Below are 25,998 nucleotides of genomic sequence, written 5' to 3' on the forward strand. Positions count from 1 at the left end.
TCCTGGGTTGAGTGTTGCGCTGTCTGATGTGGTGCTGGGTCTGAAAGCCGTCGGGTCCCGCTGGGAGACCTAGGCCACCTTACCGATGACGCCGTTGGTTACTCGCCGCGGGCCTTCTTGATGATCTCCTCCGCGACGGCCTTGGGGACCTCGGCGTAGGAGTCGAACTGCATCGAGTACGAGGCACGGCCGGAGGTCTTGGACCTCAGGTCACCCACGTAGCCGAACATCTCCGAGAGCGGGACCAGGGCCTTGATGACCTTGGCTCCGCCGTAGCCCTCCTCCATCGCCTGGACCTGTCCACGGCGGGAGTTGAGGTCGCCGATCACGTCGCCCATGTAGTCCTCGGGCGTCGTGACCTCGACGGCGAACATCGGCTCGAGCAGGGCCGGGTCAGCCTTGCGCGCGGCCTCCTTGAAGGCCATGTTGCCGGCCAGCTTGAACGCCAGCTCGCTGGAGTCGACGTCGTGGTAGGCGCCGTCCTCGAGGGTGAACTTGACGTCGACCATCGGGTAGCCGGCGAGGACGCCGAACTCCATGGCCGCCTGTCCACCGGCGTCGACCGAGGGGATGTACTCCTTCGGCACGCGGCCACCGGTGACCTCGTTGACGAACTCGTAGCCGCCCTCGCCACCGGCGTCGGGGCCGTTGGGGGCCACGCCGATGACGACCTTGGCGAACTGCCCCGAACCACCGGTCTGCTTCTTGTGCGTGTAGCTGTGACCGGTGACGGCGCGCTTGATGGTCTCGCGGTACGCGACCTGCGGCTTGCCGACGTTGGCCTCGACCTTGAACTCGCGCTTCATGCGGTCGACCAGGATGTCGAGGTGCAGCTCGCCCATGCCGGCGATGATCGTCTGACCGGTCTCCTCGTCGGTGTGGACCTGGAACGTCGGGTCCTCCTCGGCGAGCTTCTGGATCGCGACGCCGAGCTTCTCCTGGTCGCTCTTCGTCTTCGGCTCGATGGCGACCTGGATGACCGGGTCGGGGAACGTCATCGACTCGAGGACGATCGGGCTCGCCGAGTCCGCCAGGGTCTCGCCCGTGGTGGTGTCCTTGAGGCCCATGACGGCCACGATCTGGCCGGCGCCGACCGACGCGATTTCCTCACGCTTGTTGGCGTGCATCTGGTAGACCTTGCCGATCCGCTCCTTGCGGCCCTTGGTGACGTTGAGCACCTGGGTGCCCGCCTCCAGACGACCGGAGTAGACGCGCACGAAGGTCAGCTTGCCCAGGTGCGGGTCGGTCGCGATCTTGAACGCCAGACCGGCGAACGGCGCGTCCTCCGACGGCGGACGGGTGGCCTCGACCGACTCGTCCTTCGCGTCGTGACCCTTGACGTCACCGACGTCGATCGGCGACGGCAGGAAGTCGACGACGGCGTCGAGCAAGGGCTGGACGCCCTTGTTCTTGAACGCCGTGCCGCACAGGACCGGGTTGAGCTGCGCCGCGAGCGTCGCGCGACGGATGGCCGCCTTCAGCTCCTCGACGGAGATGTCCTCGCCCTCGAGGTACTTCTCGGCGATCTCGTCGTCGACGTCGGACAGCGTCTCCAGCAGGGCCTCGCGACCCTCGGCGGCGGCGTCGGCCAGGTCGGCGGGGATGTCCTCGACGGTGTAGTCCTCACCGATCGTGGTCTCGCCGCGCCAGGTGAGCGCGCGCATGCCGACGAGGTCGACGACACCGAGGAAGTCGCTCTCGGCGCCGATCGGGATCTGCAGCACCAGCGGCGTGGCGCCGAGGCGCTCGCGGATGGTCTTGACGCAGAAGTCGAACGAGGCGCCCGTGCGGTCGAGCTTGTTGACGAAGCACATGCGCGGCACGCCGTACTTGTCGGCCTGACGCCACACGGTCTCGGACTGGGGCTCGACACCGGCGACACCGTCGAAGACGGCGACGGCACCGTCGAGGACGCGCAGCGAGCGCTCGACCTCGACCGTGAAGTCGACGTGCCCGGGGGTGTCGATGATGTTGATCTGGTGGTCCTTCCACCAGCAGGTGGTGGCGGCGGACGTGATCGTGATGCCGCGCTCCTGCTCCTGCTCCATCCAGTCCATGGTGGCGCCACCGTCGTGGACCTCACCGATCTTGTACGTGATCCCCGTGTAGAAGAGGATCCGCTCGGTGGTGGTGGTCTTGCCGGCATCGATGTGCGCCATGATGCCGATGTTGCGGACGCGGGTGAGGTCCGTCGTGATGTCGGTTGCCACGGTGAGCTACCAGTTCCTTACGTCGAAGATGGATGCTGCTGGGGTCACCAGCGGTAGTGGGCGAAGGCGCGGTTGGCCTCGGCCATCTTGTGCGTGTCCTCGCGCTTCTTGACGCTGCCGCCGAGGCCGTTGCTGGCGTCGAGGAGCTCGTTCATGAGGCGCTCGGCCATGGTCTTCTCGCGACGCTCGCCGGCGTACTTGACCAGCCAGCGCAGCGCGAGAGTGGTCTGACGCGCGGGGCGCACCTCGATCGGGACCTGGTAGGTCGCACCGCCGACACGACGGGACTTGACCTCCAGGGCCGGCTTGACGTTGTCGAGCGCACGCTTGAGCGTGACGACCGGGTCGGTGCCGGACTTGTCGCGGGTGCCCTCGAGCGCCGTGTAGACGATGCGCTGCGCGGTCTGCTTCTTGCCGTCCACGAGGATCTTGTTGATCAGCTGCGTGACGAGCTGGTTGTTGTAGACCGGGTCGGTCTCGGGAATCCGCTTCGGCGCGGGGCCCTTGCGAGGCATCAGCTCTTCTCCTTCTTCGCGCCGTAACGGCTGCGAGCCTGCTTGCGACCCTTGACACCCTGGGTGTCGAGGGAGCCGCGGACGATCTTGTAGCGCACACCCGGGAGGTCCTTCACACGACCACCACGCACGAGCACGATCGAGTGCTCCTGGAGGTTGTGACCCTCACCGGGGATGTAGGCCGTGACCTCGGTGCCCGAGGACAGGCGCACGCGAGCAACCTTGCGCAGCGCGGAGTTCGGCTTCTTCGGCGTGGTGGTGTACACGCGGGTGCACACACCGCGGCGCTGCGGCGAGCCCTTGAGGGCCGGCGTGCTGGTCTTGGTCACCTTGCTCTGGCGACCCTTGCGGACCAACTGGTTGATCGTGGGCACTACGAACTTCTTTCTTCAGGCGAGAAGGACTCTGAGTCGTGCTGCACTCGCCGCCGGAACTGGTGCGAGGTGGCGGGATGCGCGCAGCGTCCTGGACAATCCAGGCACAGCACTCAACAGTACCTCCCGGCACCAGCCCGGGCAAATTCCGGGGTGCGCGGTCGCGGTTGTCGTGCTGGTGGGCTCGGGCTGGGGGTGCGTCGGGGGGCTCCTCGCTCGACCTGCGGCTGCGCTGGCGCGGCTTCTCGCTCGAGTGGGGCTGCGTCGGCGCGGCTTCTCGTGGACCTGCGCTGCGAAAGGGCCTCGACCGGACGGCTGGGTGCGACGGAGGGTCGGGTTCTCGGGCTGTGGCCCGCGTTGGACGCAAGATTCTGCGTTTGCGCGGGCCATCGGTGGATCTGCCACCTTGTCAGCGCTCTACAGGTGGTAGATCCACCGCCGACGGGATCAGACGTGGCAACGCTTCTCCCTTCTCGTGGACCGTGCCACGAGAAGGGAGAAGCGCTGCCCACCCCACCCCCAAGGGCACCCACGATTCTTCCTTCGTGCGACGAAGGACGAACACTTCTGCGTTCACGACGGGATCCCGTAGCAAACCCCAGCGCAAGCCGAGGCAGCGCACCACCACGACGAGACCCCCGCAGGCAGCGCAGCAGCACGACGAGACCCCCGCAGGCAGCGCACCAGCAAGGTCACGACCCCGCAGGCAACGCACCAGCACCACCGACCCCCGACGCACCGCAGCCCCGACCTCGGCGAGGTCGGGGCTGCGGCGGGCGCGCTGCGTCAGAGGGTGGTGCCGGCGGAGCGGAGGTTCTGGCAGGCCTCGACGACGCGGGCGGACATGCCGGCCTCGGCGGCCTTGCCCCAGGCGCGGGGGTCGTAGGCCTTCTTGTTGCCGACCTCGCCGTCGACCTTGAGCACGCCGTCGTAGTTGCGGAGCATGTGGTCGACGACGGGGCGCGTGAACGCGTACTGGGTGTCGGTGTCGACGTTCATCTTGACGACGCCGTAGTCGACGGCGGCGGAGATCTCCTCGGGCAGGGAGCCGGAGCCGCCGTGGAAGACGAAGTCGAACGCGTCCTCCTTGCCGTACTTGGCGGCGACGGCCTCCTGCGCGGCCTTCAGCACCTCGGGGCGCAGCTTGACGTTGCCCGGCTTGTACACGCCGTGCACGTTGCCGAACGTGAGCGCGGTCAGGTAGCGGCCCTTCTCGCCCAGACCGAGCGCCTCGACCGTGGCCAGTGCGTCCTCGGGGGTCGTGTAGAGGTGCTCGCCCATGCCGCCCTCGACGCCGTCCTCCTCGCCGCCGACGACGCCGATCTCGACCTCGAGGATGATGTGCGCGGCGGCGGCCTTCGCGAGCAGCTCCTGCGCGATGACGAGGTTCTCCTCGAGCGGCACGGCCGAGCCGTCCCACATGTGCGACTGGAAGCGGACGAAGCCGTCGAGCTTGTCCTTCGGGCAGTGGTCGGTGTGCAGGGCGACGTTGATCGGGTACTTCTTGGCGACCTCGTGCGCGAACGCGGCGAACCCGAGCGAGCCGGACACCATGTTCTTGACGGTGGGGCCCGAGAAGTAGTCGGCGCCGCCGGTGGAGACCTGGATGATGCCGTCGGACTCGGCCTCGGCGAAGCCGGCGAGGGCGGCGTTGAGCGTCTGCGACGACGACACGTTGATGGCCGGGAAGGCGAACGACTCGCTCTTGGCCTTGTCGAGCATCGCGGCGTAGGTCTCGGGGGTGGCGACGGGCATGGAGTCTCCTTGCAGGGCGGCCGGACGGCGGTGCGCCCAGCCTACTGGTCGAGCTGCTTCACGAGCGCACGGGCGAGGACCTGCACCTGGCTCCACACCGACGAGAACGGCGGCGCGTACGACAGGTCGGTCATCACCAGCTCGTCGACGGTCATCCCCGACCACAGGGCCATGGCGGCGGTGTCGATGCGCACCGCTCCCCCGCGACCGACGAGCTGCACGCCGAGCAGCCGACGGGTGCCGCGCTCGGCGAGGCCCCAGAGGGTCATCGGCTCCGCGCCGGGGTAGTAGCCGGCGACGGTCGTCGTCTCGACGTCGGCACTCACCGTGTCGAGCCCGGCGTCGTCGGCCTGCGCGCGACCGAGGCCGGCGCGGGCGATCTCGAGGTCGCAGAACTTCGTGATCGCGGTCTGCACGACGCCCGGGAAGACCCGCCCCGACCACGCGGCGCCGAGCGACGCCGCGACCGACTCGCCCGCGACCATGCCCTGCTTGTTCGCGTGCGTGCCGAGCGGCAGGTGGATCCGGGTCGACGTGAGCCGGTCGTGGGTGACGACGCAGTCGCCCGCCGACCACACGTCGGCGACGAGCGAGCCGTCGGGCGCGAGCACCCGCTGCTGGTCGTCGGTGACGATGCCGTCCTTCACGCCGAGGTCGGCGACGTCGGCGAGCAGCTCGCTGCGGGGCACGACGCCGAAGGCCGCCACCACCAGGTCGGCCGGGAACGTGTCCTCGTCGGTGCGGACGGCGGTCACGGCACCGTCGTCGCCGACGTCGAAGCCGGTGACCGCGGCCTCGGTGACCATGTGCGCACCCTTCTCGCGCATGGCGTCGGCGATGACCTCGCCGATCTCGTCCTCGACGATGGGCAGCGGCGTCGACTCGCGCTCGACGACCGTCACGTCGAGTCCGCGTGCCAGGCAGGCCTCGGCCATCTCGATGCCGATGTAGCCGCTGCCGACGACGACGGCGCGTCGGGCGCCGGCGTGGATGCGGTCGATGACCTGCTGGCCGTCGACGAGGTCCTTGACGCTCATGACGCCGGGCGCGTGGACGCCGGGCAGGTCCGGCCGTATCGAACCGGCCCCCGTGGCGACGACGAGCCGGTCGTAGCCGAGCGTGTGCTCCCCCGCCAGGTCGCGGTAGCGCACCTCGTGGGCGTCGACGGCGACGGCGAGCACCTCGCTGCCGAGGCGCACGTCGATGCCCCGCTCGCGGTGCTCCTCGGGCGAGCGGGCCACGAGGCCGTCCGGGCCGTCGATCTCGCCGGCGACCCAGTACGGCACGCCGCACGCGGAGTAGGAGGTGTGGTGGCCGCGCTCGAGGACCACGACCTCCACGTCGGGGAGGAGGCGGTGGACGGCCGACGCGCTGGTCATCCCGGCCGCGTCACCCCCGACGACGACGACGCGACTCATGGCTCGAGCCTAAGGTCGCTCGTCGGGGTCCGCAGTCTCGAACGCCTTCTCGAACCAGTGGCGGGCGTGCGGGTTGTCGTTGTAGCGCTCGACCTCCGCGTACCCGGCGGAGCGGTACAGCGCGAGCGCGGCGACGAGCTGGTCGTTGGTGTCGAGCCGCACCCGCTGGTAGCCGAGGCCGCGGGCATGCTCCTCGAGGGCGGCCAGCAGGCGACGACCCAGGCCGGTGCCGCGCGCCCGCGCGTCGACCCACATGCGCTTCACCTCGGCCGACCCATCGCCGAGGTCGCGCAGCGCCCCGCAGCCGAGCACCTCGCCGTCGAGCGCCCCGCCTCCGGCCGTGGCGAGCAGGAAGACGCCCGTCGGCGCGCGGTAGGGGTCGAGGTCGTCGGGCCCCGGCGCGTAGCCGTCCGCGAGGGTGGCGTCGACCTCGCCCAGGTACGACGTGAGCGCGGCGTGGGCGCGCGGGTCGTCGGGGTCGACGGCGTCGAGACGGACGGACGGGACGGTGGGGGCGGTCACGGCGACTCCTCGGCGTGCTGTCGGATCCAGGCGTGCATGGCGATGGCGGCGGCCGCTCCGGCGTTGATGGAGCGGGTCGAGCCGAACTGGGCGATGGAGAGGGTGGTGGCGCAGGCCTCGCGGGCAGCGTCGCTCAGCCCGGGGCCCTCCTGGCCGAAGAGCAGGACGCAGGCGCGCGGCAGCGAGGTCGTCTCGAGCGGCACCGCACCGGGCAGGTTGTCGACGCCGAGCAGCGGCAGACCACGCGTCGCCGCCCAGGCGGCGAGGGCGGCGGCGTCGGCGTGGTGCTCGACGTGGAGGTAGCGGTCGGTGACCATCGCGCCCCGGCGGTTCCACCGACGCCGGCCGACGACGTGGACGGCCGCGACGTTGAACGCGTTCGCGGTGCGCACGACGGAGCCGATGTTGAAGTCGTGCTGCCAGTTCTCGACGGCCACGTGCAGCGGGTGACGTCGGGTGTCGAGGTCGGCGACGATCGCATCGACCGTCCAGTAGCGGTAGCGGTCGACGACGTTGCGGCGGTCGCCGTCGGCGAGCAGTGCGGGGTCGAGGCGGGGGTCGTCGGGGACGGGGCCGACCCAGGGGCCGACGCCGACCTCGTCGGTGCGCTCGTGCTGCTCGCTCACGCGCCGTACTGGTCGCGGTACGCCCGGGCCGCCTGCAGGTGCTCGGCGTGCCGGCCGGACTCCTCGAGGTACTCGATGACGTGGTCGAAGGTCACGATCGCCTCGACCGGGACGCCGAGGTCGCGGCGCACCTCGTCGACCGCCGACAGCTCGCCCGTGCCGCGCTCCTGACGGTCGACGGCGACGACGATGCCGGCCAGCTCGGCGCCGGCGTCCTCCACGATCGGCACGACCTCGCGGATCGCCTTGCCCGAGGTGATGACGTCGTCGACGAGCAGCACCCGGCCGCGCAGCGGGGCGCCGACCACGACACCGCCCTCGCCATGGTCCTTCGCCTCCTTGCGGTTGAAGCTCCAGGGGACGTCGCGGTCGTGCGCCTCGGCGAGCTGCACGGCGGTGGCCGCCGCGATCGGGATGCCCTTGTACGCAGGGCCGAGCAGGACGTCGAAGGCGGGGGCGCGCTCGGTGATCGCCGCGGCGTAGAAGCGGCCGAGACCGGCGAGCCGGGCGCCGGTGTCGAAGCCGCCCGCGTTGAAGAAGTAGGGCGACGTGCGGCCGGACTTCAGCGTGAACGAGCCGAAGCGCAGGACGTCGTGACCGATCGCGAACTCGACGAACGCGCGCTGGTAGTCGTGCATCGGGGCAGGGGCTCCTAGGCGCTGGGGAGTGGGATCTTTCGCTCCGGGTCCGACTTGTCGACGATGCGGACGAGGTCGCCGACCACGACGTTGCGGTTGTCGGTGTGGAACAGCTCCGAGCAGGTGAGCATGGTGAGGACGCTCTTGGTGGGCGGCTCGCCGCGCAACGCAGGGTCGGGCACCTGCTGCAGCGGCCAGCCCTCGGTGAAGTCGACCGTGATCGAGTCGCCCGCGTTGCGCAGGACGTAGGTGAAGACGGCCGTGCGCGTCTCGACGTACACCTTGTCGCCCTTGCGCAGCTTGAGGAAGTCGCGGAACGGCTCGCCGTGCGTGACCCGGTGGCCGGCGATCGCGAAGTTGCCGAGCTCGCCCGGCAGGTCGCCCTTGGGGTAGAAGCCGACGCCCTTGGCGAGCGAGCCGGGGTCGAAGCCCTTGACGATGGGGACCTCGTAGTCCTTGCCGAAGCGGGGCACGCGCAGCAGACCGATGTTCTTGCCGTCGGTGCCGTTCTTCCAGTCCTCGGAGATCGCCTCGCGCACCTGGGCCTGCTGCTGCTTGGAGACGATGTTGGTGCCCCAGTACTGCCAGGCGACGTAGCCGAGCACGCTCAGCCCGGCGAGCACGAGGACGAGGCCGATCGCCCCGACGACCGAGAACCGGCGCCGCGGACCCCGACGTCCACCGCCAGGGGCGGAGTGGGACGCGGCCGCGGAGCTCATGTCGGAGATTGTGTCATCCCCGTCCTGAGCTCCCGCCCGATCGTCGATGTGACCCACATCTCAGCCTGCGTCCGGAGATTTCTGGCCGTTCCGGTGGAGACGCTCCGGACGCGTGCCTATAGTGAAGTCGCTGCCCCGCCGTTTCACCCCCCGAGAACGGCGGGGCAGCTTCATGCTCAGGCCATGACGCCGAGCGGACGCTGCACGAGCCCCGGGAACACGCCGGAGACGTCGACCTCCGGGAAGCGCGAGCGCAGCACCTCGGCCACGACGTCGCGGTAGTCGGTGGTGACGGCGAGGTCGCCGTCGACCTGCTGCTCCGTGCCGAGACCCGGCCACCGGGCGTGCACCCGACCGCCCTTGACGCCCGCGCCCATGAGCAGGACGCAGCTGCCGTACCCGTGGTCGACGCCGTTGGCGCCGTTCTCGCGCAGCCGACGTCCGAACTCGCTCATCGTCACGAGCGTGACGCGGTCGGCCGCCGGACCGAGGTCGGTGAAGAACGCGGCGAGGTTCGTGGCGAGCTCCTCGATGCGGGAGGCCACGTTCCAGCGCAGGCCGATGTGGTGGTCCCACCCGCCGGCGTCGATGGCGATGGCGCGCACGCCGAGGCCCGACGTGACGAGGCCGGCGGCGTGCGCCATGGCGCGGCCCGTGTCGCCGGAGGCGTAGCGCGCACCGTTGGCGGGCGGTCTGCGGGCGGCGTCGGCGATGCTGCGGGTGCGTCGGGACAGCGCGTACGCGTCGAGGCCGGCGGAGCCGACGACGCCGCCACGGCGGCCGTAGGTCGTCTGCAGGAAGCTGCCCAGCGCGCCACTGAGCCGAGCGTCGTCGGCGAACGGCAGGCCGAGGTCGTCGACCGTCTCGGTGGCGACGGCCGGCGCGGGACCGAGCAGCGACGTCGGCATGGTCGTGCTGCCGAGCTGCATCGCGTCGAGCACGTCGGGCTGCGCGCCGAGCCCGGTGATCATGCGGTTGATCCAGCCGACGCGTGCGCTGCTGCCGGGGTCGGCGTCCTCGAGCTCCTCCATGGCCTCGAAGTGGCTGCGGTTGGGAGCGGGCAGCCCGACGGCGTGCACCGCGGCGAGGCTGCCGGCCTGCCACCAGCGCGACACCGGCGCGAACTTCGGGTGCAGGCCGAACGTGGCGTCGGCGTGCAGCAGCTCGGTGGCCTTGAGCGCCGTGGTCGGGCGGGCGGCGTGGTAGGCCGCCTCCGCGTGCGGCACCACCATCGACAGGCCGTCCGCCCCGCCGCGCAGCGACAGCACGACGAGGACGTTCCCGCCCGTGGCGCCGTAGACGGCCGACGTCAGGACGTCGCCGACCATCGACGTGACGACCCCGCCGAGCCCGAGGGCCGCGCCGGAGGCGAGCAGCGAGCGTCGGGTGAGGCCGTAGTCGGCGCACCCGCAGTCGTCGGTGCCGGTCATCGCAGCATCCCCTCCGGGGTGTTGAGCACGGTGCCGCGGATGAGCGTGAGGTGCCAGCCCGACACGTCGGCCACGGTCTTGTAGACCGACCCCGATGCGCGGTTGAGCATGGTCGCGACCGCGGCCTGGGTGGTGGCGTCGGCGGGCCGGCCCACCAGCAGCAGCGACTGGTGGTCGACGATCTCGGCGAGCGTGCGCGGGAAGGCGGTCGGGAGCACCGACGCGGGAGCGGGGAACGCCTGCCCGTCGGCGGAGTTCCAGCGCCCCGCCAGGCTGTAGTGCTGGTTCCAGGCGCCGAGCATGCGCGACGGCGACGCCCACGTCGTGGACCCCTCCGGGTAGCCGTCGGGGCGCGGCCACCCGTAGGGCTCCTGGCCGAGGCGGCCCGCGGCCCACACGAGGTTGGCGGGGAACGCGTCCGTGCCCCGGAAGCGCACCGGCCGGATGCCGAGCGCCCGCACCGACGCCACGACGTCCTCGACCGGCGCCCGCAGCGTGCGGCGCCGGGCCGCGAGGAACTCCGGGTGGGTCCGCAGCGCCTTGAGCGTCGCGCGGACGTCGCTGCGCGAGGAGCGGTAGGCGGCCGTCACGCTGCGCACGAGCGACGGCGACGGGTCGTCGCCGACGAGCCGCACGCACAGCCGGCGTGCCACCCGCTCGGCGGTGGCGGGGTGCAGCGCCAGGTGGTCGAGGTAGGCCGCCAGCGCCGGTCGACCGTCGGCGGCGGCGTTCGCGTGGGTGAAGCCGAGCACGCGCACGCGACCCGTCCAGTGGTCCTCGGGCGCGTACGAGGCCGCGAAGGTGTCGAACACCTTGACCTTGTGACCCGTGAGCAGACGGGCGGAGTCCTTGACGTCGTCCTCGGTGTAGCCCGACGCGCGCCCGACCGTGTACAGCTCGAGGAGCTCGCGGCCGAGGTTCTCGTTGATGCCCCGCTTGGTGTTGAGGTCGTTGTTGAGCCAGCCCGACATGGCCGGGTGCACGACCGCCGCGCGCAGCAGCTGCCGGTAGCTCGTCAGGGCGAGGCCGCGCAGGGTCTGGTCGTAGTGGAAGCGCCACGGGAAGCTGCGGTCGTGGCCGACCGGCACGTACAGCAGGTTCGACCACACGTCGTGCAGCACCTCCTGCAGCTGACGGCGCGTGAGGATCTTCTGCACCATCGAGTACTGCGCGAGGTCGAAGCCGTACTGCCAGGCGCCCGACCGTCCGGACTTGACCTCCGCCCATGCCCTCGCGGGCGTGTGCCCGAGCCGCGGCCACCAGGTGTGCACGGTGGCGGACGGGTCGGCGACCGACGTCGGGGTCAGCTGCGTCGCGAACCACCGCTCGGCGCCCCCGGCCGCGCGTACGGCGGCGGTGAGCTGCTCGTCGACGCCGAAGGAGTGGCATCCCTGACGCTCTCCCGCGTCGCCGCCGCCCTCGGCGTCGCCGCTCCCCCCGGTCCGCGGGCCGCTCCCTCGACCCACCCACCATCATGGGACCAAAGTCCCAGGCCGTCAGGGAAACGCGTCAAGTGGTGCCGGGCTCGCCGTCCCGCGGACGCGTAGGGTCGCGAGGGATGAGGACGCAGAGCAGCCGGATCGACGGCCTGGGCACCACGATCTTCGCGCGGATGAGCGCGCTCGCCGCTGCGACGGGCGCCGTGAACCTGGGTCAGGGCTTCCCCGACTCCGACGGGCCCGACGTCGTGCGCGAGGCGGCGGTCGAGGCACTGCGCGGCGGCGCGAACCAGTACGCGCCGGGGGTCGGCGTGCCCGTCCTGCGCGAGGCGGTGGCCGAGCACCAGCGCCGCTGGTACGGCCTCGACGTCGATCCCGACACCGAGGTCGTCGTGACGACGGGCGCCACCGAGGCGATCGCGGCCGCGGTGCTGGGCATCGTCGAGCCGGGCGACGAGGTCATCGTCCTCGAGCCGTACTACGACTCCTACGTGGCGGTGCTCCAGATGGCCGGCGCGGTGCGTCGACCCGTGACGCTGCGCGCCCCCGACTTCCGGCTCCCGCTCGACGAGCTGCGCGCCGCGGTGACGCCGCGGACGACGGCGATCCTGCTGAACACGCCGCACAACCCGACCGGCACCGTGCTGACCGCCGACGAGCTCGCGGCCGTCGCGCAGGTGGCCCGCGAGCACGACCTCGTCGTCATCAGCGACGAGGTGTACGAGCACCTGACCTTCGACGTCCCGCACGTGCCGATCGCGACGCTGCCGGGCATGTGGGAGCGGACGCTCACGATCTCCAGCGGCGGCAAGACGTTCTCCTTCACGGGCTGGAAGGTCGGGTGGGCGAGCGGACCGGCGGCCCTCGTCGCGTCGGTGCTCGGCGCCAAGCAGTTCCTGACCTTCACGTCGGGCTCGCCGCTGCAGCCTGCCGTCGCCGCGGCCCTGCGGCTCGACGACGACTACTTCGCGGACTTCCGCGCGGGGATGCGCGAACGTCGCGACCGGCTCTGCGCGGGGTTGGCCGACGTCGGGCTGGGCGTCGTCGTGCCCGACGGCACGTACTTCGCGTCCACCGACATCCGCCCGCTCGGCTTCGAGGACGGCCTCGACTTCTGCCTGCGGCTGCCCGAGCTCGCCGGTGTCGTTGCCGTCCCCCACCAGGTCTTCCACGACCCCGACACCCCGCTCGAGGACAACCCCGGCCGCCCCTACGTGCGGTGGGCGTTCTGCAAGCGTGCCGACGTGATCGACGAGGCCGTGCGTCGGCTCGGGTCGCTGCGCGCCTGACGGTTTACCACGGTCCCGTGGTAAACGTCGTCCTCCCTCGGGAAGCTTGCCTCGGGGGGACGGGGTCTACCACGGGACCGTGGTAAACCGCGCCGGGCGGTCAGCGGTAGCGGGGGGCGCGGCCGCCGGTCTGGACGTCGCGGGCGAGGACGGGGAGGACGCGGGGGGCGACGAGCTCGCTGAGCACGACGATGCTCGTGGAGCGGACGATCGAGCCCGAGGTGCTCATGTGGAGGAGCACGTCCTGCAGGTCGGCGTGCGACGACGCGGCGATCTTGCAGACCACGTCGGCGGTGCCGCTCGTGACGTAGGCCTCGAGCACGTTCGGCAGCGACTCGAGCTCGGCGCGCACGTCGTCGAGGCGGCCCTGCGCGATCTCCAGCGTCGCGAAGGCGAGGACGGTGTGGCCGGCGGCGGCGAGGTCGACGTCGGGGCCGTAGCCCGTGATGACGCCCGACGCCTCCATCTTCGCCAGCCGTGACTGCACCGTCGCACGGGCGACGCCGACGACCCGCGACAGCTCGAGGTCACCGGCGCGCGGGTGATCACGCAGCGCTTCGACGAGGGCGAGGTCGAGAGCATCCACGGCGACTCCTGGGCAGATCGACTAGTTCACTGCCACCCTACTCGGCAGAGGTGGCCGACCTGACCAGGACGAGACGGGCAGGTTGCCAAGACGCGGCCCAGCAGGTGACCTGGGGCACATGACGACGACGCCGACGCACGCCCCGACGACCGACCAGACGACCGCCCTGACCGGCAGCGAGCGGCTCGCCGAGCTCGACCTCGACCAGCTCCGCCAGCTCGTGGGCCTGGTCGAGTACGACGCCTCGCACGACCCGTTCCCCGTCACCGGCTGGGACGCCGTCGTGTGGGCCGTCGGCAACGCCACGCAGGCCGCCGGCTACTACGAGAACGTCTACGGCATGGAGGTCGTCGCCTACTCCGGCCCCGAGACCGGCAACCGCGACCACCACGCCTACGTGCTGCAGGGCGGCGCCGTCCGGTTCGTGCTGTGCGGTGCGGTCGACCCCGACTCGGCGATCGCCGACCACCACCGCGTGCACGGCGACGGCGTCGTCGACATCGCCCTCGAGGTCCCCGACGTCGACCGTTGCGTCGAGCACGCGCGGTCGCAGGGCGCCACGGTGCTCGAGGAGCCGCACGACGTGTCCGACGAGCACGGCATCGTCCGGCGCGCAGCGATCGCCACCTACGGCGACACGCGGCACACGCTCGTCGACCGCAGCCGGTACTCCGGCCCGTACCTCCCCGGCTTCGTGGAGCGCCGTACCAGCGCCTCGGGCCGTGGGCGGCAGGAGGGCACGGCGGGGGTGCCGGGCCGTGGGCGGCAGGACAGCTCCGTGTTCCAGGCGCTCGACCACGTCGTCGGCAACGTCGAGCTGGGTCACATGGACGAGTGGGTCGACTTCTACCACCGCGTCATGGGCTTCACGAACATGGCCGAGTTCATCGGCGACGACATCGCCACCGACTACTCGGCGCTGATGAGCAAGGTCGTGGCGAGCGGCAACCACCGGGTGAAGTTCCCGCTCAACGAGCCGGCGATCGCGAAGAAGAGGTCGCAGATCGACGAGTACCTCGAGTTCTACCGCGGGCCCGGCGCGCAGCACCTCGCGCTCGCCACGGCCGACATCCTGGCCGCCGTCGACGCGCTGCGCGAGCGTGGCGTGGAGTTCCTGGCGACGCCCGACAGCTACTACACCGACCCGGAGCTGCGGGCCCGCATCGGTGAGGTGCGGGTGCCGATCGAGGAGCTGCAGCGTCGCGGCATCCTGGTCGACCGCGACGAGGACGGCTACCTCCTGCAGATCTTCACCAAGCCCGTGGGCGACCGGCCGACCGTGTTCTTCGAGCTGATCGAGCGGCACGGCTCGCTCGGCTTCGGCAAGGGCAACTTCCAGGCGCTGTTCGAGGCGATCGAGCGCGAGCAGGCCAAGCGCGGGAACTTCTGATGGCCCACTACCGGCGTGCCGGGTCGGTGCCGCCGAAGCGGCACACCCAGCACCGCGACCCCGACGGCCGGCTCTACCGCGAGGAGCTGATGGGCGAGGAGGGCTTCAGCTCCGACTCCTCGCTGCTCTACCACGTGGGCGTGCCGTCGGCGGTGCTCGAGGCGCGCCGGTGGGAGCTGCCCGACCAGGCGACGACGCCCAACGAGCCGCTGCTCCCCCGGCACCTGCGTCTGCACGACCTCTTCACCGACGACCCGGCCGGCGCCGCCGGCGGGGGTGCCGGACCGTGGGCGGCGAAGGAATCGAACCCGGTCGAGCACCGACGCCTGGTGCTGGCCAACGGGGACGTGCGGATCTCCTACGTGGTGGCGGGTGCGACGTCGCCGCTGTACCGCAACGCGACGGGCGACGAGATCGTGTTCGTCGAGGCCGGCACGGGCGTGCTGGAGACCGTCTTCGGCCACCTCCCCTACGGCCCCGGTGACTACCTCGTGGTCCCGCGGGCGACGACCCACCGCTACGTCGTGGGGACCACGACCCGTCTCTACTGCATCGAGGCGAACGGCCACGTCGCGCCACCGAAGCGCTACCTGTCGCGCTACGGCCAGCTGCTGGAGCACGCGCCCTACTGCGAGCGCGACCTGCGCGGCCCGGGCGAGCCCGAGGTCCGCCAGGAGACGGAGGTCGAGGTGCTCGTGAAGCACCGCGGCAGCGGGCCCGGAGGCCTCGCGGGCACCGTGCACGTGGTACCGGAGCACCCGTTCGACGTCGTCGGCTGGGACGGGTGCCTGTACCCCTACGCGCTCAGCGTGCACGACTTCGAGCCGATCACGGGCCGCATCCACCAGCCTCCGCCGGTGCACCAGGTCTTCGAGGGGAACAGCTTCGTGGTCTGCAACTTCGTGCCCCGCAAGGTCGACTACCACCCGCTCGCGATCCCCGTGCCGTACTACCACGCGAACGTCGACAGCGACGAGATCATGTTCTACGTCGACGGCGACTACGAGGCACGCAAGGGCTCCGGCATCGGCAAGGGCTCGGTCAGCGTGCACCCGGGTGGGCACTCCCACGGTCCGGTCCCTGCGGCGATCGAGGCGAGCCTCGGCGCGGAGTCCTTCGACGAGCTGGCCGTCATGGTCGACACGTTCCGCCCGCTCGAGCTGGGCGAGGGCGGGCGCGCGGTCGACGACGGCGTCTACCACCGCTCCTGGTCGCGATGACGTCGGCGGCACCGGACTGGGGCACGACGACGCTGCCCTGGTGCTCGTTCAGCGTCGACGACGGCCCGCGCCGGGTCGGGGTCGGCGTGGGACGCTCGGTGCTCGACGCCGGCGCGGCGCTCCCGTGGCTCGCCGACGAGGTGGCCGACGGGACGCTCGACGCGCTGCTGGCGCACGGCCCCGACCGCCGCGACCAGGTGCGTCGGGCGGTCGCCGACCTGGTGGGCACACAGACCGACGACCTTCCGCTCGTGCCAGCGGACGACGTGACGCTGTACCTGCCGTGGACGGTGCGCGACTACGTCGACTTCTACGCCTCCGAGCACCACGCCGCCGCCGTCGGCCGGCTGTTCCGCCCCGGCACCGACCCGCTGCCGGCGGCCTGGAAGCACCTGCCGATCGGCTACCACGGACGTGCGGGCAGCGTCGTCGTCTCGGGCACCGACGTCCGCCGGCCGGGCGGCCAACGTCGCGAGCCCGACGGCGCGGTGACGTTCGGTCCCTCGACACGGCTCGACCTCGAGGCCGAGGTCGGGTTCGTCGTCGGCGGGCCGGCCACCCGTGGCCCGCTCACGCTGGCCGAGGCCGAGGACCGGCTGTTCGGCGTGGTGCTGGTGAACGACTGGTCGGCGCGCGACCTGCAGGCGTGGGAGTACGTGCCGCTCGGGCCGTTCCTCGGCAAGTCGTTCGCGACGTCGGTCTCGGCCTGGGTCGTCCCGATGGAGGCGCTGCGGCACGCCCGGACGGCGCCGCCACCGCGCGACGTCCCGTTGCTGCCCTACCTCGACGACACGTCGGCGCCGGCAGGTGCGCTCGACCTCGCGCTCGAGGTGCGGATCGGCGACGAGGTCGTGTCGCGGCCGCCGTACCGCGCGATGTACTGGACCCCGGCGCAGATGCTCGCGCACTCGTGCGTCAACGGTGCGGCGGTGCGCCCGGGCGACCTGTTCGCGTCGGGCACCGTGAGCGGCCCGGCACGCGGGGAGAGCGGCGCGCTCATCGAGCTCACCGCGAACGGCGCCGAGCCGATCGTGCTGGGCGACGGCTCGACCCGCGCGTTCCTGCACGACGGCGACGAGGTGACCGTCAGCGCGACGGCACCCGGACCGGCCGGCCGGCGGGTGCCGCTCGGCGAGGTGCGCGGACGCGTCGTCGCCGGCTCCTGACACCAACGGCCGGTGCCGCCGCGCGCTGATCCGGCGCACGGTCGGCCATCTGGGCTGCGAGATCGAGATCGAGCCGGGGCGTCAGTGCACGCGGGAGAGGGCTCGTCCGCGGGCGGCGACCCGGAGCCGGACGGCGGCGCGCAGGTCGTCGCGACCGAGCACGTCGTGCAGCTGCGCCGACACCTCGTCGGCGCGCTGCGCCACGTGCGTCAGGTCGGCCTCCGGCTCGATGGTGGCGTCGATCCGGGCCACGAGCTCGCCGCGGTCGCGGACGACGGACCCGCGTGCGGAGCGCACGCCCTCCGTCGCGGCGAACGCGTCGGCGGCGGCGGAGAGCACCTTGCCGGCCAGCGCCTCGCTGCGTCCGTCGTCGCCGCTGCCCTCCAGCCGGAGTCGCGAGACGGTGGGGCGGGTCAGGTGGGCGAGGATCCAGCGCAGCGCCACGAGCGCGACGACGACCGCGACGGCCGCCGCCCCCCACGCCACGGCGGGGTTCTCGAGCGCGTCGGCGACGCGCGTGGTGCTGCTGGTCGCGGGGAGCGTGCTGCCGGAGACCTCGCGTCCGGACCACCACCACAGGCCGGCGAGCCCAGCGGCGGCCAGCAGCGCGACGAGCACGAGGGTGGCGAGACGGTCGATGAGGAGCGTGGTGCGACTGACCATGGTGCTCAGCCCTTCTCGGGTCGGATGGTGACGTCGACCCGCGGGGTGGGGTCGACGGCGGAGCAGACGCGCTCCGCGCGGGCACGGACGGCACCCTCGAGCTCGCTCTCGCGGTCGCTGGTGGCGACGGAACGAGCCACCACCTTCACGCGCCGACGCCGGACCGAGACGTCGGCGTCGGTGACGCCGTCGGTGCCGTCGATCGCGGCGCGGACGACCCGCACGAGGTCCTGGCGACGCAGGTGCACGCCGCTGCTGGCGCGCAGCGCCAGGGTGCGGCGCGGTCGGGGCTTGAGCGCCACCGGCAGCAGCAGCACGGCCACGACCAGTGCGACGACCGCGGCGGCCAGCACCGCGGAGGTGCGACCGTCGATCCCGTCGGCCGCGTCGACGACCGTCAGCAGCCACGAGCTGCCCGACACCGAGCCGAGCTGCACGAGCAGGTGCTGGACCGCGACGACGGCCAGGCCGACGAGCGCGAGGGCGATCAGCTGGGCGACGAGGGGCGACGCGCCCGTGCCGGCGGGCGACTTCGCCGCCGCGAGCGGGCGGGTACCCGTCGGGGAGGGGGTCTCGGAGGTCATGCGGGGTCCTTCGGTCGAGTGGGAGAGGTCAGACGACGCGGCGGGTGGGGGCGTCGAGGTGCACGACGTCGGCGACCGTGACGTCGACACGGCTCACGGTGACGCCGACGAGGGTGTCGACGCGCTCGGTGACGTGCGCGCGGACCCGCTCGACGAGCGGCGCGAGCGGCGTCGGCCAGGTCGCCGCGACCTCGACCGTGATCGACGACGTCTCGCCGGCGACCGTGGCCTCGGCGTGCGGCAGGCCCTTGCGGACGAGCTTGGTCCAGCCCTTGCGGGTGTCGACGACGGCCTCGATCTCCGAGGCCGCGATCGACGCGACCCGGCTCACGACGCCGTCGGCGATGGTCGTGCGGCCGCGGTCCTCGGGGGCGGGCAGCGGTGCCCGCTCCTGCGCGACGGGGGCGAGGGTGGCCGTGTCAGCCACGGTCGCGCCGTCCGAGCAGGCCGGAGAGGTCGACCTCCCCGTCGACGTGGCCGCCGACGAGGTAGCCCGCGCCGCCCAGGACGAGGGCGAGCAGGAAGCCGAGGAAGCCGCCGGTCGCGATGGCGATGGCGAGCAGGAGGCCGGCGATGAGGCCGACGGTGGAGGTGGTCATGGGGTGTCTCCTTGGTGCCGGGATGGGGGTCGTGCGAGGGGTCAGAGGTCGATGTAGCGGCGGCGACGCGGCCGCCGCGTCGGGCGGCGCAGGGCCGCCCGGAGGGTGTGGAGCACTCGAGGCAGGGGCCTCGGGTCGGACGGCTCGGGGCCAGAGCTTCGGGGGCCCGACCGCTCGAGGAACGCGTAGCGCCGGTCGAGCGCCGCCAGCCGGACCTGCAGCTGCTCGGCGTCACCTCCGGCGTCGGGATGGTGGCGACGCACCAGGGCGCGACGGTCGCGACGCCACTGCTCGCGCAGTGCGGCGTCGGCCGGACCCGCGAAGCGGTGTCCGGTCGGTCGCGCCCCGGTGCTGCCGCTCACGACGCGGTCGTGCCGTCCGGGACGACGTCCTCGACGACCACGCGCACGGGTGTGTCGACGAGCGGCGACACGACCGAGCGAACGGCGTCGGCCAGGTCGCGCAGCCGGGTGCCCATCGTCGCGACGACGTGCACCTCGGTGTCGCCGTCGCGCAGCCGGACCCCGGTGACGCGACGACCGGGCAGGTAGGTCGCCACCTCGCCGAACGAGCCGGCGTGCAGCCCCGCGACCCCGGGCACGCCCAGGGTCGCGGACGCCACCTGCTCGGCCACCGTCGCTCCGGTGTCGGCGGGCTCGGGCGTGTCGGCGGGGGTGGTCACTGGACGCGCGGCTCGCCGGCGGTGTCGTCGGCGCCCTCGTCGGACTCGATGTGGATGTCCTGCACCTCGATGTTGACCTCGACGACGTTGAGGCCGACCATGCGCTCCACCGCGTTGATCACGTTGGTGCGGATGCCGTTGGCGAGGTCGGCGATGGAGACGCCGTACTCCGCGACGAGCTGGATGTCGATGGCGGCCTCCTTCTCGCCCACCTCGACGGAGATGCCCTGCGAGTGGTTGGTGGAGGAGCCCGGGATGCGCTCACGGATGGCGCCGACGGCGCGGGCGGTGTTGCCACCCAGCGCGTACACGCCGGAGACCTCGCGCGTCGCGATGCCGGCGATCTTCGACACGACGGTGTCGGCGATGGAGGTACGACCCTGCGTGCTGTCCAGGTCGCTGGAGGTGGTGGTCTTGGCGACGGCCTTCTCGCTCACGTCATCAGTCCTGTTCTGTGTGGTGGGGTGGATCGATCGAACAACCGTGAGAGTCACCCCGCACGCCGAACGTCACGGTGATGTGACCGACGTCACGGTGTGAGTCCGTTCGAGGTGCGCCCCTCCCCACGCGGTGGGACGGTCGGAGCGATGACCAGGGGGACGGACGACGAGCGGGTGCCGGGCACCGACGACGGGAGCGCCCGTCCGTCCGACAACGCGCTCGCCCGCCGCGCCGGCCTTGGCGACCGGGCGGCGCGTCTGCTCGACGGCGACGAGAGGTCGGCGGAGGACGCCGTGCAGGACGCGTGGATCACCGCGTGGCGCGCTCTGCCCGACTTCGAGGGCCGCTCGAAGGTGCAGACGTGGCTGTTCACGATCGTGCAGCGCGAGGTCTACCGACGCCGTCGCCGCACCCGCCCCCTGGCGGTCGACGACCGCATCCTCGAGCCCCTCGGCCGCGACGACGCCGACCGGCTCGGCGCCGCGCGTCGCCTCGACCCCGAGCAGGAGGCCGAGCTCGGCGACCTCTGGCGCACGCTGGACCTGGCCCTGGGGGAGCTACCGTGGACCCAGCGCGCGGCATGGACCCTCCGTGAGCTGGAGGGCTTCTCCTACGCGGAGATCGCCCAGGTGCTCGACACGACTCCGACCGTGGTCCGCGGACAGCTGCACCGCGCCCGACGAAGTCTCGCGATCCGGATGGAGCAGTGGCGATGACGAACCCCGACGTGCCCGACCTCGACCGCTCGAGCGGCGAGCGTGCCCTCGACGTGGCGACCGACCAGCTCCGCGACCAGCCGGCGAGCCCGCACGTCGCGCAGGCGGCCGGCCGCGTCCTCGCCCGGGCCCTTGCCGCCCCCCGTCGGGCGAGCACGATCGAGACCGCCGACCCGCTGCTGCAGGTCTCCTCGGTCGCGCTCGTGGCGCTGCTGCGCTCGGCGCTCGGCGGCGAGGTCGCCGACGCGGCCGTGCGACGCATCCGGCTCGACGTCCGCGACCGCGGCCGCCTGCACGCCGTGTACGTGGAGCTCGTGGCGCGCTACGGGACGTCGGTGCCGGAGTCCACCGAGGCGACGCACGCCGTGACCCGGCGCGTCCTGACCCAGACGCTCGGGACGGGGCCGGCACCGGGCGCCGACGACGTCACCCAGCACGTGCACGTCAGCGACGTCACCCACGGGGACCCGCACCTGGCGGAGCCGCTCGACGAGGATGAGGTGGGCGACGCGTGAGACAGCTGACCGTGCACCGCCACATCGACGCCGAGCCCGACATCGTGTGGTCGCTGCTCGTCGACCTCGACGCGTGGCCTCGCTGGGGCCCGTCGGTGCAGCACGCGAGCCTCGACGACGAGGCGCCGCTCGGCCTCGGCAGCACCGGCCACGTCCGCACGGCCGTCGGTCTCTCGCTCCCCTTCGCGATCACGTCGTTCGAGCCGGGGCGCGCCTGGGCCTGGTCGGTCGCCGGTGTGCCCGCGACGACGCACGCCGTGCGTCCGGAGGTCGACGGCTGCCGGCTGTCGATGGGTGCCCCGCTGTGGGCGCCGGCATACCTGCCCGTGCTGGCCGCGGCGCTCGTGCGGATCGACCGGCTGGCCACCGCGCGCCGCTGACCGCGGCAGAAGGTCAGGCGGGGTACGGCTCGCGGGAGAGCAGCCGGGCGAGGTGCACGGCATTCGCGGCCGCCGTGCGCAGCGTGCTGAGCGTGGCCTCGGGGGTCTCGTCGAGGTCGTTGTAGTCGACCGTGTGCATGGCCTCGCCGTTCCAGTACGTGCCGCCCTGCGCGGGGATCGTCAGGCCGCAGTCGTCGAGCGCCTGGTACAGGTCGGCCGTGATCTTGTGCGCGCCGTCCTCGTTGCCGACGACCCCCACGAGCGCGACCTTCCCGTAGAGGATCGGGTTCCCGTCGTCGCGCGTCTCGGACAGCTCGGCGTCGAGCCGCTCCAGCACGCGGTTCGCGACGCTCGACATCTGCCCCACCCACGTCGGTGTGACCACGACGATCACGTCGGCGTCGAGCAGCTGCCGACGGATCGCCGGCCACTCGTCGCCGTCGCCCATGTCGGTCTCGACACCGGGCTTGACGTCGAGGTCGACGACCCGCACGGCGGTGCCGACGACGTCGTGCTCGGCGAGGGCGTCGAGGTACTGCTGCGCCATCAGGGCGCTGCTCGACGGCGCGTCGCCGGGCTTGAGGGTGCAGTTCAGTGCGAGGGCGGTGAGGGGCACGGGGACTCCATCGGTCGAGGGAGCCGACGTCACGCCGGCTCCCTCCCGACGTACCCGCCCCGTGCGGGACGAACCGTCACGGGACGGCCGACCCTCGCACCCGGCCGCCCCCGCGGGGTGAGACATTGTGGTCTCATGTGAGACACTCCTGTCTCACGACGACCCGGGGAGTGCGATGACACCCGACGAGATCCTGGCTGTCGCCCAACGGCAGCTCAACGCCGACCCCACGTCGTCGATGGCCGACATCGCCCGAGCCGCCCACATCGGCCGCGCGACGCTGCACCGCTACTTCGCCGGACGCGACGAGCTGCTCCTCGAGATCGGCACTCGCTCCCTCGACCGCTGGGAGCAGCGTCTCGACGAGGCAGCGGTCGAGGACGTGGCCGCCGGCGGCGACGGCGGCCTCATCCGGAGCACCGTCGAGCAGCTGCTCGAGCGCTTCACCGACGACTCCGACGACTTCGGCTTCGCCCTCACCGACCACTTCCTGACCGTCGAGCCGGGACTCGCCGCCCGCGCCGAGGCCCTCCACCGGCGCGAGGTCGTGCTCTTCGCCGCCGGACAACGGGCGGGCGTGCTGCGCGACGACGTCAGCGCCGCCTGGCTGTCGACCGCCGGCTACGGCCTTCTCGTCGCCGCCCGCGAGGCCATCCGGGTCGGCGACGTGCCGCGACGCGGCCTTGGCGCCCTCGTCTCCTCCTTCTTCCTCGACGGAGCCTCTGCCCGTCAGCACGACTGAGGCTCCGCACTCCCCACCACGAAGCCTCCGCACTCCGCCACCACGAAGCCTCCGGCTTCGGGAAAGCCTCGGTGACACCGTGACCACCTCTCCCTCCCCCACGACCCCCGCCGTCGACCACCCGCGCCGCTGGGCCGGTCTGGCCGTGCTCGCCGCCAGCCTCCTCGTGGTGGTCATGGACATGACGATCCTCAACGTCGCGCTGCCGGACCTGGCCGCCGAGACCGACGCCAGCGCTCTGCAGCAGCTGTGGATCGTCGACGCGTACGCCCTCGTCCTGGCCGGCCTGCTCGTGCCCGTCACCGCCCTTGCCGACCGCGTCGGTCGCAAGCGCATGCTGCTCACCGGCTTCACGATCTTCGCCGTCGCCTCCACGGCCGCGCTCTGGGTCGACGACGCATCGGCCGTCATCGCGCTGCGTGTGGCCCTCGGCCTGGGCGGCGCCATGATCATGCCGTCGACCCTGTCGCTCATCCGCACGCTCTTCACCGACCCGCGCGAACGCGCCTACGCGCTCGGCATCTGGGCCGCGATGGCCTCCCTGGGAGCGGCCGTCGGCCCGGTCGTCGGAGGCGCGCTGCTCCAGGCGTGGAGCTGGCACGCGGCCTTCCTCGTGAACGTGCCCGTCATGGTCCTCGGCGTCGCGTTCGGCATGTGGCTGCTGCCGGAGAGCCGCTCGGCGCGACCCGGCCGCATCGACCCGTTCGGCGTGGTCCTCACGGTCGCCGGCATGGTCACGATGGTCTACGGCGTCAAGGAGCTCGGCAAGGACGGGTTCAGTGGAGTCACCCTGGTCTGCGTCGTCGCGGGCATGACGATGCTGGCCCTCTTCGTGCGACGCAGCCTGCGCCAGGACGCCCCCATGCTCGCGGTCTCGCTGTTCCGCAGTCGCATCTTCCGCGGCGGGGTGGTCGCCGCGCTGGCGAGCAGCATCGCCATGATGGCGCTGCTCTTCGTCGGCTCGCAGTGGCTCCAGCTCGTGGAGGGCCACGGTCCGCTCCTGGCGGGCGTCGCGCTGCTGCCGCTCGCCGTCGGCGGCCTGGTCGCCTCCCCGCTCGCCCCGCGGATCGCCGCCCGCATCGGCGCCCGACGGGCGGTGGTGCTGGGCATGGTCCTGCTCGGCGCAGGACCGCTCCTCATCTTCGCGGCGCCGCAACCGCTCTCCTACGTCGTGGTCGGCCCGGCACTGCTCGTGGTCGGCGTGGGGACGGGTGCGCTCGCGCTAGCCTCGGCCCTCATCATCGGCAGCGCACCACGCGACCAGGTCGGCTCGGCGTCCGCCGTCGAGGAGATCTGCTACGAGTTCGGCGCGGTCATCAGCATCAGCGTGCTCGGCGGCCTCGTCGCCGCGCTCTACCGCAGCGGGCTGCCCGGCGACGCCACCGACGCGACCCGCGAGTCGCTCGCCCTCGCGCTCGACACGCCGGTCGCCGCAGCCGCCCAGGCCTCCTACGCCGAGGCGTTCGGCTGGGTCGGCCTCGCCGCCGGGCTCGTCATGCTCGCGGCAGCGTGGCTCGTGCACCGGCTGCTCCCCGCCGACCTCGACCTCGACGCGCTCGAGCACTAGCGGGGCGGACGTCAGCGCGGCAGCGGGATCCGCAGGAACCGCGGGCGGTAGACGAACGGGTCGCGCGCGACCTCCGCGAGGTCGGTGTCGTTCTGGCTGTAGGAGACGACGACCGACCCTCGCTCGGGCAGCAGGTCGGGGTGGGCCAGCGGCATGTACCGCAGGCGACCGTCGGGCTCGCTGGGGATCTGGGCGACCGGGGCGCTCGGGGTGAACGGCCCGGTCGGTCGCGACGCCGACCACACGACGAGGTCCTTGCCGAGGAACTCGTCGCGCTTGCTCACCGCGTACCAGCGTCCGCCTCGCTCGAAGACGCTGAGCGTCTGCGAGACCCCGCCCTCGGCCGGGACCAGGGTGGCCAGCTCGGAGGCGTCGCGGGTCCATGCCCGACCGTTCCAGTAGCGGTAGCGGTCGGGGCGCAACACGTCGTCGGGCCGCACCCGCGCCACGTGCAGGCTGAACCCGAACACCAGGCCGCGACCGGGACGCGCCGTCCCGTAGAGGTAGACCCAGCCGTCGGACACGGCCGTCGCGGCGCCCCACGTCGGACGACGGGGGTCGTCGTCGTCCGGGCCGACGTCGCGCACCCCGAGCAGCTGGGGCGTCCGCCCGCGCTCCACGACGAACAGCGCGACCGCGGGCCCCAGGTTGTCGAACGCGAGCGGGCCGTCGGGAGCGTCGGCGCCCTTGACGCGCTGCGCCGACACACCCACCAGGTCGTAGCCCGGTCGCTCGATCTTGGCGACCGACATCGGCCAGTAGCCGACGCCGTCGGCCCGGTCGGGGATGAGCGCGCCGTGGTCGGCGGGCAGCACCACCTGTGCGCAACCTGGCTCGAACACGAGCATCGAGTTGCGCACGAAGCGCTGGCCGTCGAAGTCGGCCGACCGGAGGGTGTCGCCGAAGAGCCAGAGCCGCCGCCCGTCCTGCAGGGTCACGTCGGCGCCGACGTCGGCGCCCTGGAACGCCCCCGAGCCACGGACCTGCGTGACGAGCCGGTTGAGGTCGGGTACCGAGCGGACAGGCTCGATCGGCAGGCAGCGGGTCTCGCTCGCCTCGGGCACCGTCGGCGCCGACGGCGGGTCGGCCCGGCCCGAGAAGGCGACGAGGGACAGCATGAGCAGGAGCGCCGGCCCGGTGACGGCCGCCACCCGGATCCGCCACGGCACGCGCTGCACTCCCACGGCACCACGATG

General features: G+C 72.4%; 30 protein-coding genes. 9 read left to right on the forward strand and 21 right to left on the reverse strand.

Annotation, left to right across the window (positions count from 1 at the left end; translation table 11 throughout):
* Positions 1–98 precede the first annotated feature (98 nt).
* From fusA to A6Q81_RS06060, 11 genes are all read right to left on the reverse strand, one after another.
* Positions 99–2,210 (reverse strand): elongation factor G, encoded by a 2,112-nt coding sequence (fusA, locus tag A6Q81_RS06010; RefSeq protein WP_067859834.1) that lies wholly within the window; start codon positions 2,208–2,210, stop codon positions 99–101.
* Positions 2,211–2,254: 44 nt separating this feature from the next.
* Positions 2,255–2,725, reverse strand: coding sequence for a 30S ribosomal protein S7 (rpsG, locus tag A6Q81_RS06015; RefSeq protein WP_067859836.1), 471 nt, complete (start codon positions 2,723–2,725; stop codon positions 2,255–2,257).
* Positions 2,725–3,099 (reverse strand): 30S ribosomal protein S12, encoded by a 375-nt coding sequence (gene rpsL / locus A6Q81_RS06020; protein WP_067859838.1) that lies wholly within the window; start codon positions 3,097–3,099, stop codon positions 2,725–2,727. The genes rpsG and rpsL overlap by 1 nt, the downstream gene beginning before the upstream one ends.
* 786 nt (positions 3,100–3,885) lie before the next feature.
* Positions 3,886–4,854, reverse strand: a complete 969-nt coding sequence (gene fbaA, locus A6Q81_RS06025; protein WP_286689837.1) for a class II fructose-bisphosphate aldolase — start codon at positions 4,852–4,854, stop codon at positions 3,886–3,888.
* Between the two features lie 41 nt (positions 4,855–4,895).
* The gene (locus A6Q81_RS06030) at positions 4,896–6,272 is read right to left on the reverse strand and encodes an FAD-dependent oxidoreductase (protein WP_286689838.1); all 1,377 of its coding nucleotides are present in this window, start codon (positions 6,270–6,272) and stop codon (positions 4,896–4,898) included.
* A gap of 9 nt (positions 6,273–6,281) precedes the next feature.
* Complete coding sequence (locus A6Q81_RS06035) at positions 6,282–6,794, reverse strand: GNAT family N-acetyltransferase (RefSeq protein ID WP_286689839.1); 513 nt, start codon at positions 6,792–6,794, stop codon at positions 6,282–6,284.
* Positions 6,791–7,420 (reverse strand): TrmH family RNA methyltransferase, encoded by a 630-nt coding sequence (locus A6Q81_RS06040; RefSeq protein WP_286689840.1) that lies wholly within the window; start codon positions 7,418–7,420, stop codon positions 6,791–6,793. The genes A6Q81_RS06035 and A6Q81_RS06040 overlap by 4 nt, the downstream gene beginning before the upstream one ends.
* Positions 7,417–8,058 carry an orotate phosphoribosyltransferase gene (gene pyrE, locus A6Q81_RS06045; protein WP_286689841.1) on the reverse strand — a complete coding sequence of 214 codons (642 nt, stop codon included), beginning with the start codon at positions 8,056–8,058 and terminating at the stop codon, positions 7,417–7,419. The genes A6Q81_RS06040 and pyrE overlap by 4 nt, the downstream gene beginning before the upstream one ends.
* 14 nt (positions 8,059–8,072) lie before the next feature.
* A complete protein-coding gene (locus A6Q81_RS06050) occupies positions 8,073–8,777 on the reverse strand; it encodes a class E sortase (RefSeq protein WP_067859855.1) in 705 nt (234 codons plus the stop codon).
* Positions 8,778–8,953: 176 nt separating this feature from the next.
* Positions 8,954–10,207 carry a DUF1501 domain-containing protein gene (locus A6Q81_RS06055; protein WP_286689842.1) on the reverse strand — a complete coding sequence of 418 codons (1,254 nt, stop codon included), beginning with the start codon at positions 10,205–10,207 and terminating at the stop codon, positions 8,954–8,956.
* Positions 10,204–11,673, reverse strand: coding sequence for a DUF1800 domain-containing protein (locus tag A6Q81_RS06060; RefSeq protein ID WP_286689843.1), 1,470 nt, complete (start codon positions 11,671–11,673; stop codon positions 10,204–10,206). Before A6Q81_RS06060 ends, A6Q81_RS06055 begins: the two co-directional genes overlap by 4 nt.
* A 92-nt stretch (positions 11,674–11,765) precedes the next feature.
* Here A6Q81_RS06060 and A6Q81_RS06065 point away from each other — a divergent pair, with 92 nt between their 5' ends.
* Entirely contained in the window at positions 11,766–12,935 is a 1,170-nt protein-coding gene (locus A6Q81_RS06065; RefSeq protein WP_067859863.1) for a pyridoxal phosphate-dependent aminotransferase, read from the forward strand.
* 100 nt (positions 12,936–13,035) lie between these two features.
* Here A6Q81_RS06065 and A6Q81_RS06070 read toward each other — a convergent pair whose 3' ends face one another.
* A complete protein-coding gene (locus A6Q81_RS06070) occupies positions 13,036–13,521 on the reverse strand; it encodes an Lrp/AsnC family transcriptional regulator (protein ID WP_236749745.1) in 486 nt (161 codons plus the stop codon).
* 118 nt (positions 13,522–13,639) lie between these two features.
* On the opposite strand from A6Q81_RS06070, the gene hppD reads away from it, so the two are divergent.
* Genes hppD through A6Q81_RS06085 form a run of 3 tightly spaced genes read left to right on the forward strand, consistent with a single transcriptional unit; the run spans position 13,640 to position 17,297 of the window.
* Positions 13,640–14,911: a 4-hydroxyphenylpyruvate dioxygenase gene (gene hppD / locus A6Q81_RS06075; protein WP_286689844.1), complete on the forward strand. Its 1,272-nt coding sequence runs from the start codon at positions 13,640–13,642 to the stop codon at positions 14,909–14,911.
* The gene (locus A6Q81_RS06080; RefSeq protein WP_286689845.1) at positions 14,911–16,131 is read left to right on the forward strand and encodes a homogentisate 1,2-dioxygenase; all 1,221 of its coding nucleotides are present in this window, start codon (positions 14,911–14,913) and stop codon (positions 16,129–16,131) included. The genes hppD and A6Q81_RS06080 overlap by 1 nt, the downstream gene beginning before the upstream one ends.
* Entirely contained in the window at positions 16,128–17,297 is a 1,170-nt protein-coding gene (locus A6Q81_RS06085) for a fumarylacetoacetate hydrolase family protein (protein ID WP_286689846.1), read from the forward strand. Before A6Q81_RS06080 ends, A6Q81_RS06085 begins: the two co-directional genes overlap by 4 nt.
* A gap of 81 nt (positions 17,298–17,378) precedes the next feature.
* Here A6Q81_RS06085 and A6Q81_RS06090 read toward each other — a convergent pair whose 3' ends face one another.
* The 7 genes from A6Q81_RS06090 to A6Q81_RS06120 are packed head-to-tail and all read right to left on the reverse strand — an operon-like array spanning position 17,379 to position 20,262.
* Positions 17,379–17,960: a hypothetical protein gene (locus A6Q81_RS06090; RefSeq protein WP_286689847.1), complete on the reverse strand. Its 582-nt coding sequence runs from the start codon at positions 17,958–17,960 to the stop codon at positions 17,379–17,381.
* Between the two features lie 5 nt (positions 17,961–17,965).
* Positions 17,966–18,544, reverse strand: coding sequence for a DUF6286 domain-containing protein (locus A6Q81_RS06095; protein ID WP_286689848.1), 579 nt, complete (start codon positions 18,542–18,544; stop codon positions 17,966–17,968).
* Positions 18,545–18,572: 28 nt separating this feature from the next.
* Positions 18,573–18,971, reverse strand: a complete 399-nt coding sequence (locus A6Q81_RS06100) for an Asp23/Gls24 family envelope stress response protein (RefSeq protein ID WP_286689849.1) — start codon at positions 18,969–18,971, stop codon at positions 18,573–18,575.
* Positions 18,964–19,143, reverse strand: coding sequence for a DUF2273 domain-containing protein (locus A6Q81_RS06105; RefSeq protein ID WP_067859894.1), 180 nt, complete (start codon positions 19,141–19,143; stop codon positions 18,964–18,966). The genes A6Q81_RS06100 and A6Q81_RS06105 overlap by 8 nt, the downstream gene beginning before the upstream one ends.
* 41 nt (positions 19,144–19,184) lie before the next feature.
* Positions 19,185–19,505, reverse strand: a complete 321-nt coding sequence (locus tag A6Q81_RS06110; RefSeq protein ID WP_286689850.1) for a hypothetical protein — start codon at positions 19,503–19,505, stop codon at positions 19,185–19,187.
* Positions 19,502–19,825 carry an Asp23/Gls24 family envelope stress response protein gene (locus A6Q81_RS06115; protein ID WP_067859897.1) on the reverse strand — a complete coding sequence of 108 codons (324 nt, stop codon included), beginning with the start codon at positions 19,823–19,825 and terminating at the stop codon, positions 19,502–19,504. Before A6Q81_RS06115 ends, A6Q81_RS06110 begins: the two co-directional genes overlap by 4 nt.
* Positions 19,822–20,262, reverse strand: coding sequence for an Asp23/Gls24 family envelope stress response protein (locus A6Q81_RS06120; protein ID WP_067859900.1), 441 nt, complete (start codon positions 20,260–20,262; stop codon positions 19,822–19,824). The genes A6Q81_RS06115 and A6Q81_RS06120 overlap by 4 nt, the downstream gene beginning before the upstream one ends.
* Positions 20,263–20,412: 150 nt before the next feature.
* Between A6Q81_RS06120 and A6Q81_RS06125 the strand changes: the two genes are divergently transcribed.
* The 3 genes from A6Q81_RS06125 to A6Q81_RS06135 are packed head-to-tail and all read left to right on the forward strand — an operon-like array spanning position 20,413 to position 21,877.
* Positions 20,413–20,982, forward strand: coding sequence for an RNA polymerase sigma factor (locus tag A6Q81_RS06125; RefSeq protein WP_286689851.1), 570 nt, complete (start codon positions 20,413–20,415; stop codon positions 20,980–20,982).
* Positions 20,979–21,497 carry a hypothetical protein gene (locus A6Q81_RS06130; RefSeq protein ID WP_286689852.1) on the forward strand — a complete coding sequence of 173 codons (519 nt, stop codon included), beginning with the start codon at positions 20,979–20,981 and terminating at the stop codon, positions 21,495–21,497. Before A6Q81_RS06125 ends, A6Q81_RS06130 begins: the two co-directional genes overlap by 4 nt.
* A complete protein-coding gene (locus A6Q81_RS06135) occupies positions 21,494–21,877 on the forward strand; it encodes an SRPBCC family protein (RefSeq protein ID WP_286689853.1) in 384 nt (127 codons plus the stop codon). Before A6Q81_RS06130 ends, A6Q81_RS06135 begins: the two co-directional genes overlap by 4 nt.
* A gap of 13 nt (positions 21,878–21,890) precedes the next feature.
* On the opposite strand, the gene A6Q81_RS06140 is transcribed toward A6Q81_RS06135, so the two are convergent.
* Positions 21,891–22,493 (reverse strand): flavodoxin family protein, encoded by a 603-nt coding sequence (locus A6Q81_RS06140; RefSeq protein ID WP_067859910.1) that lies wholly within the window; start codon positions 22,491–22,493, stop codon positions 21,891–21,893.
* Between the two features lie 175 nt (positions 22,494–22,668).
* On the opposite strand from A6Q81_RS06140, the gene A6Q81_RS06145 reads away from it, so the two are divergent.
* Positions 22,669–23,235 carry a TetR/AcrR family transcriptional regulator gene (locus tag A6Q81_RS06145; protein WP_067859913.1) on the forward strand — a complete coding sequence of 189 codons (567 nt, stop codon included), beginning with the start codon at positions 22,669–22,671 and terminating at the stop codon, positions 23,233–23,235.
* A gap of 79 nt (positions 23,236–23,314) precedes the next feature.
* Positions 23,315–24,802: an MFS transporter gene (locus tag A6Q81_RS06150; protein ID WP_286689854.1), complete on the forward strand. Its 1,488-nt coding sequence runs from the start codon at positions 23,315–23,317 to the stop codon at positions 24,800–24,802.
* Positions 24,803–24,813: 11 nt separating this feature from the next.
* Here the strand turns inward: A6Q81_RS06150 and A6Q81_RS06155 are convergent, their stop codons facing one another.
* Positions 24,814–25,986, reverse strand: a complete 1,173-nt coding sequence (locus A6Q81_RS06155) for a DUF5005 domain-containing protein (protein ID WP_286689855.1) — start codon at positions 25,984–25,986, stop codon at positions 24,814–24,816.
* Between the last annotated feature and the right edge of the window lie 12 nt (positions 25,987–25,998).

Source organism: Aeromicrobium sp. REDSEA-S38_B2, from assembly GCF_001628525.1.
GTDB lineage: Bacteria > Actinomycetota > Actinomycetes > Propionibacteriales > Nocardioidaceae > Aeromicrobium > Aeromicrobium erythreum.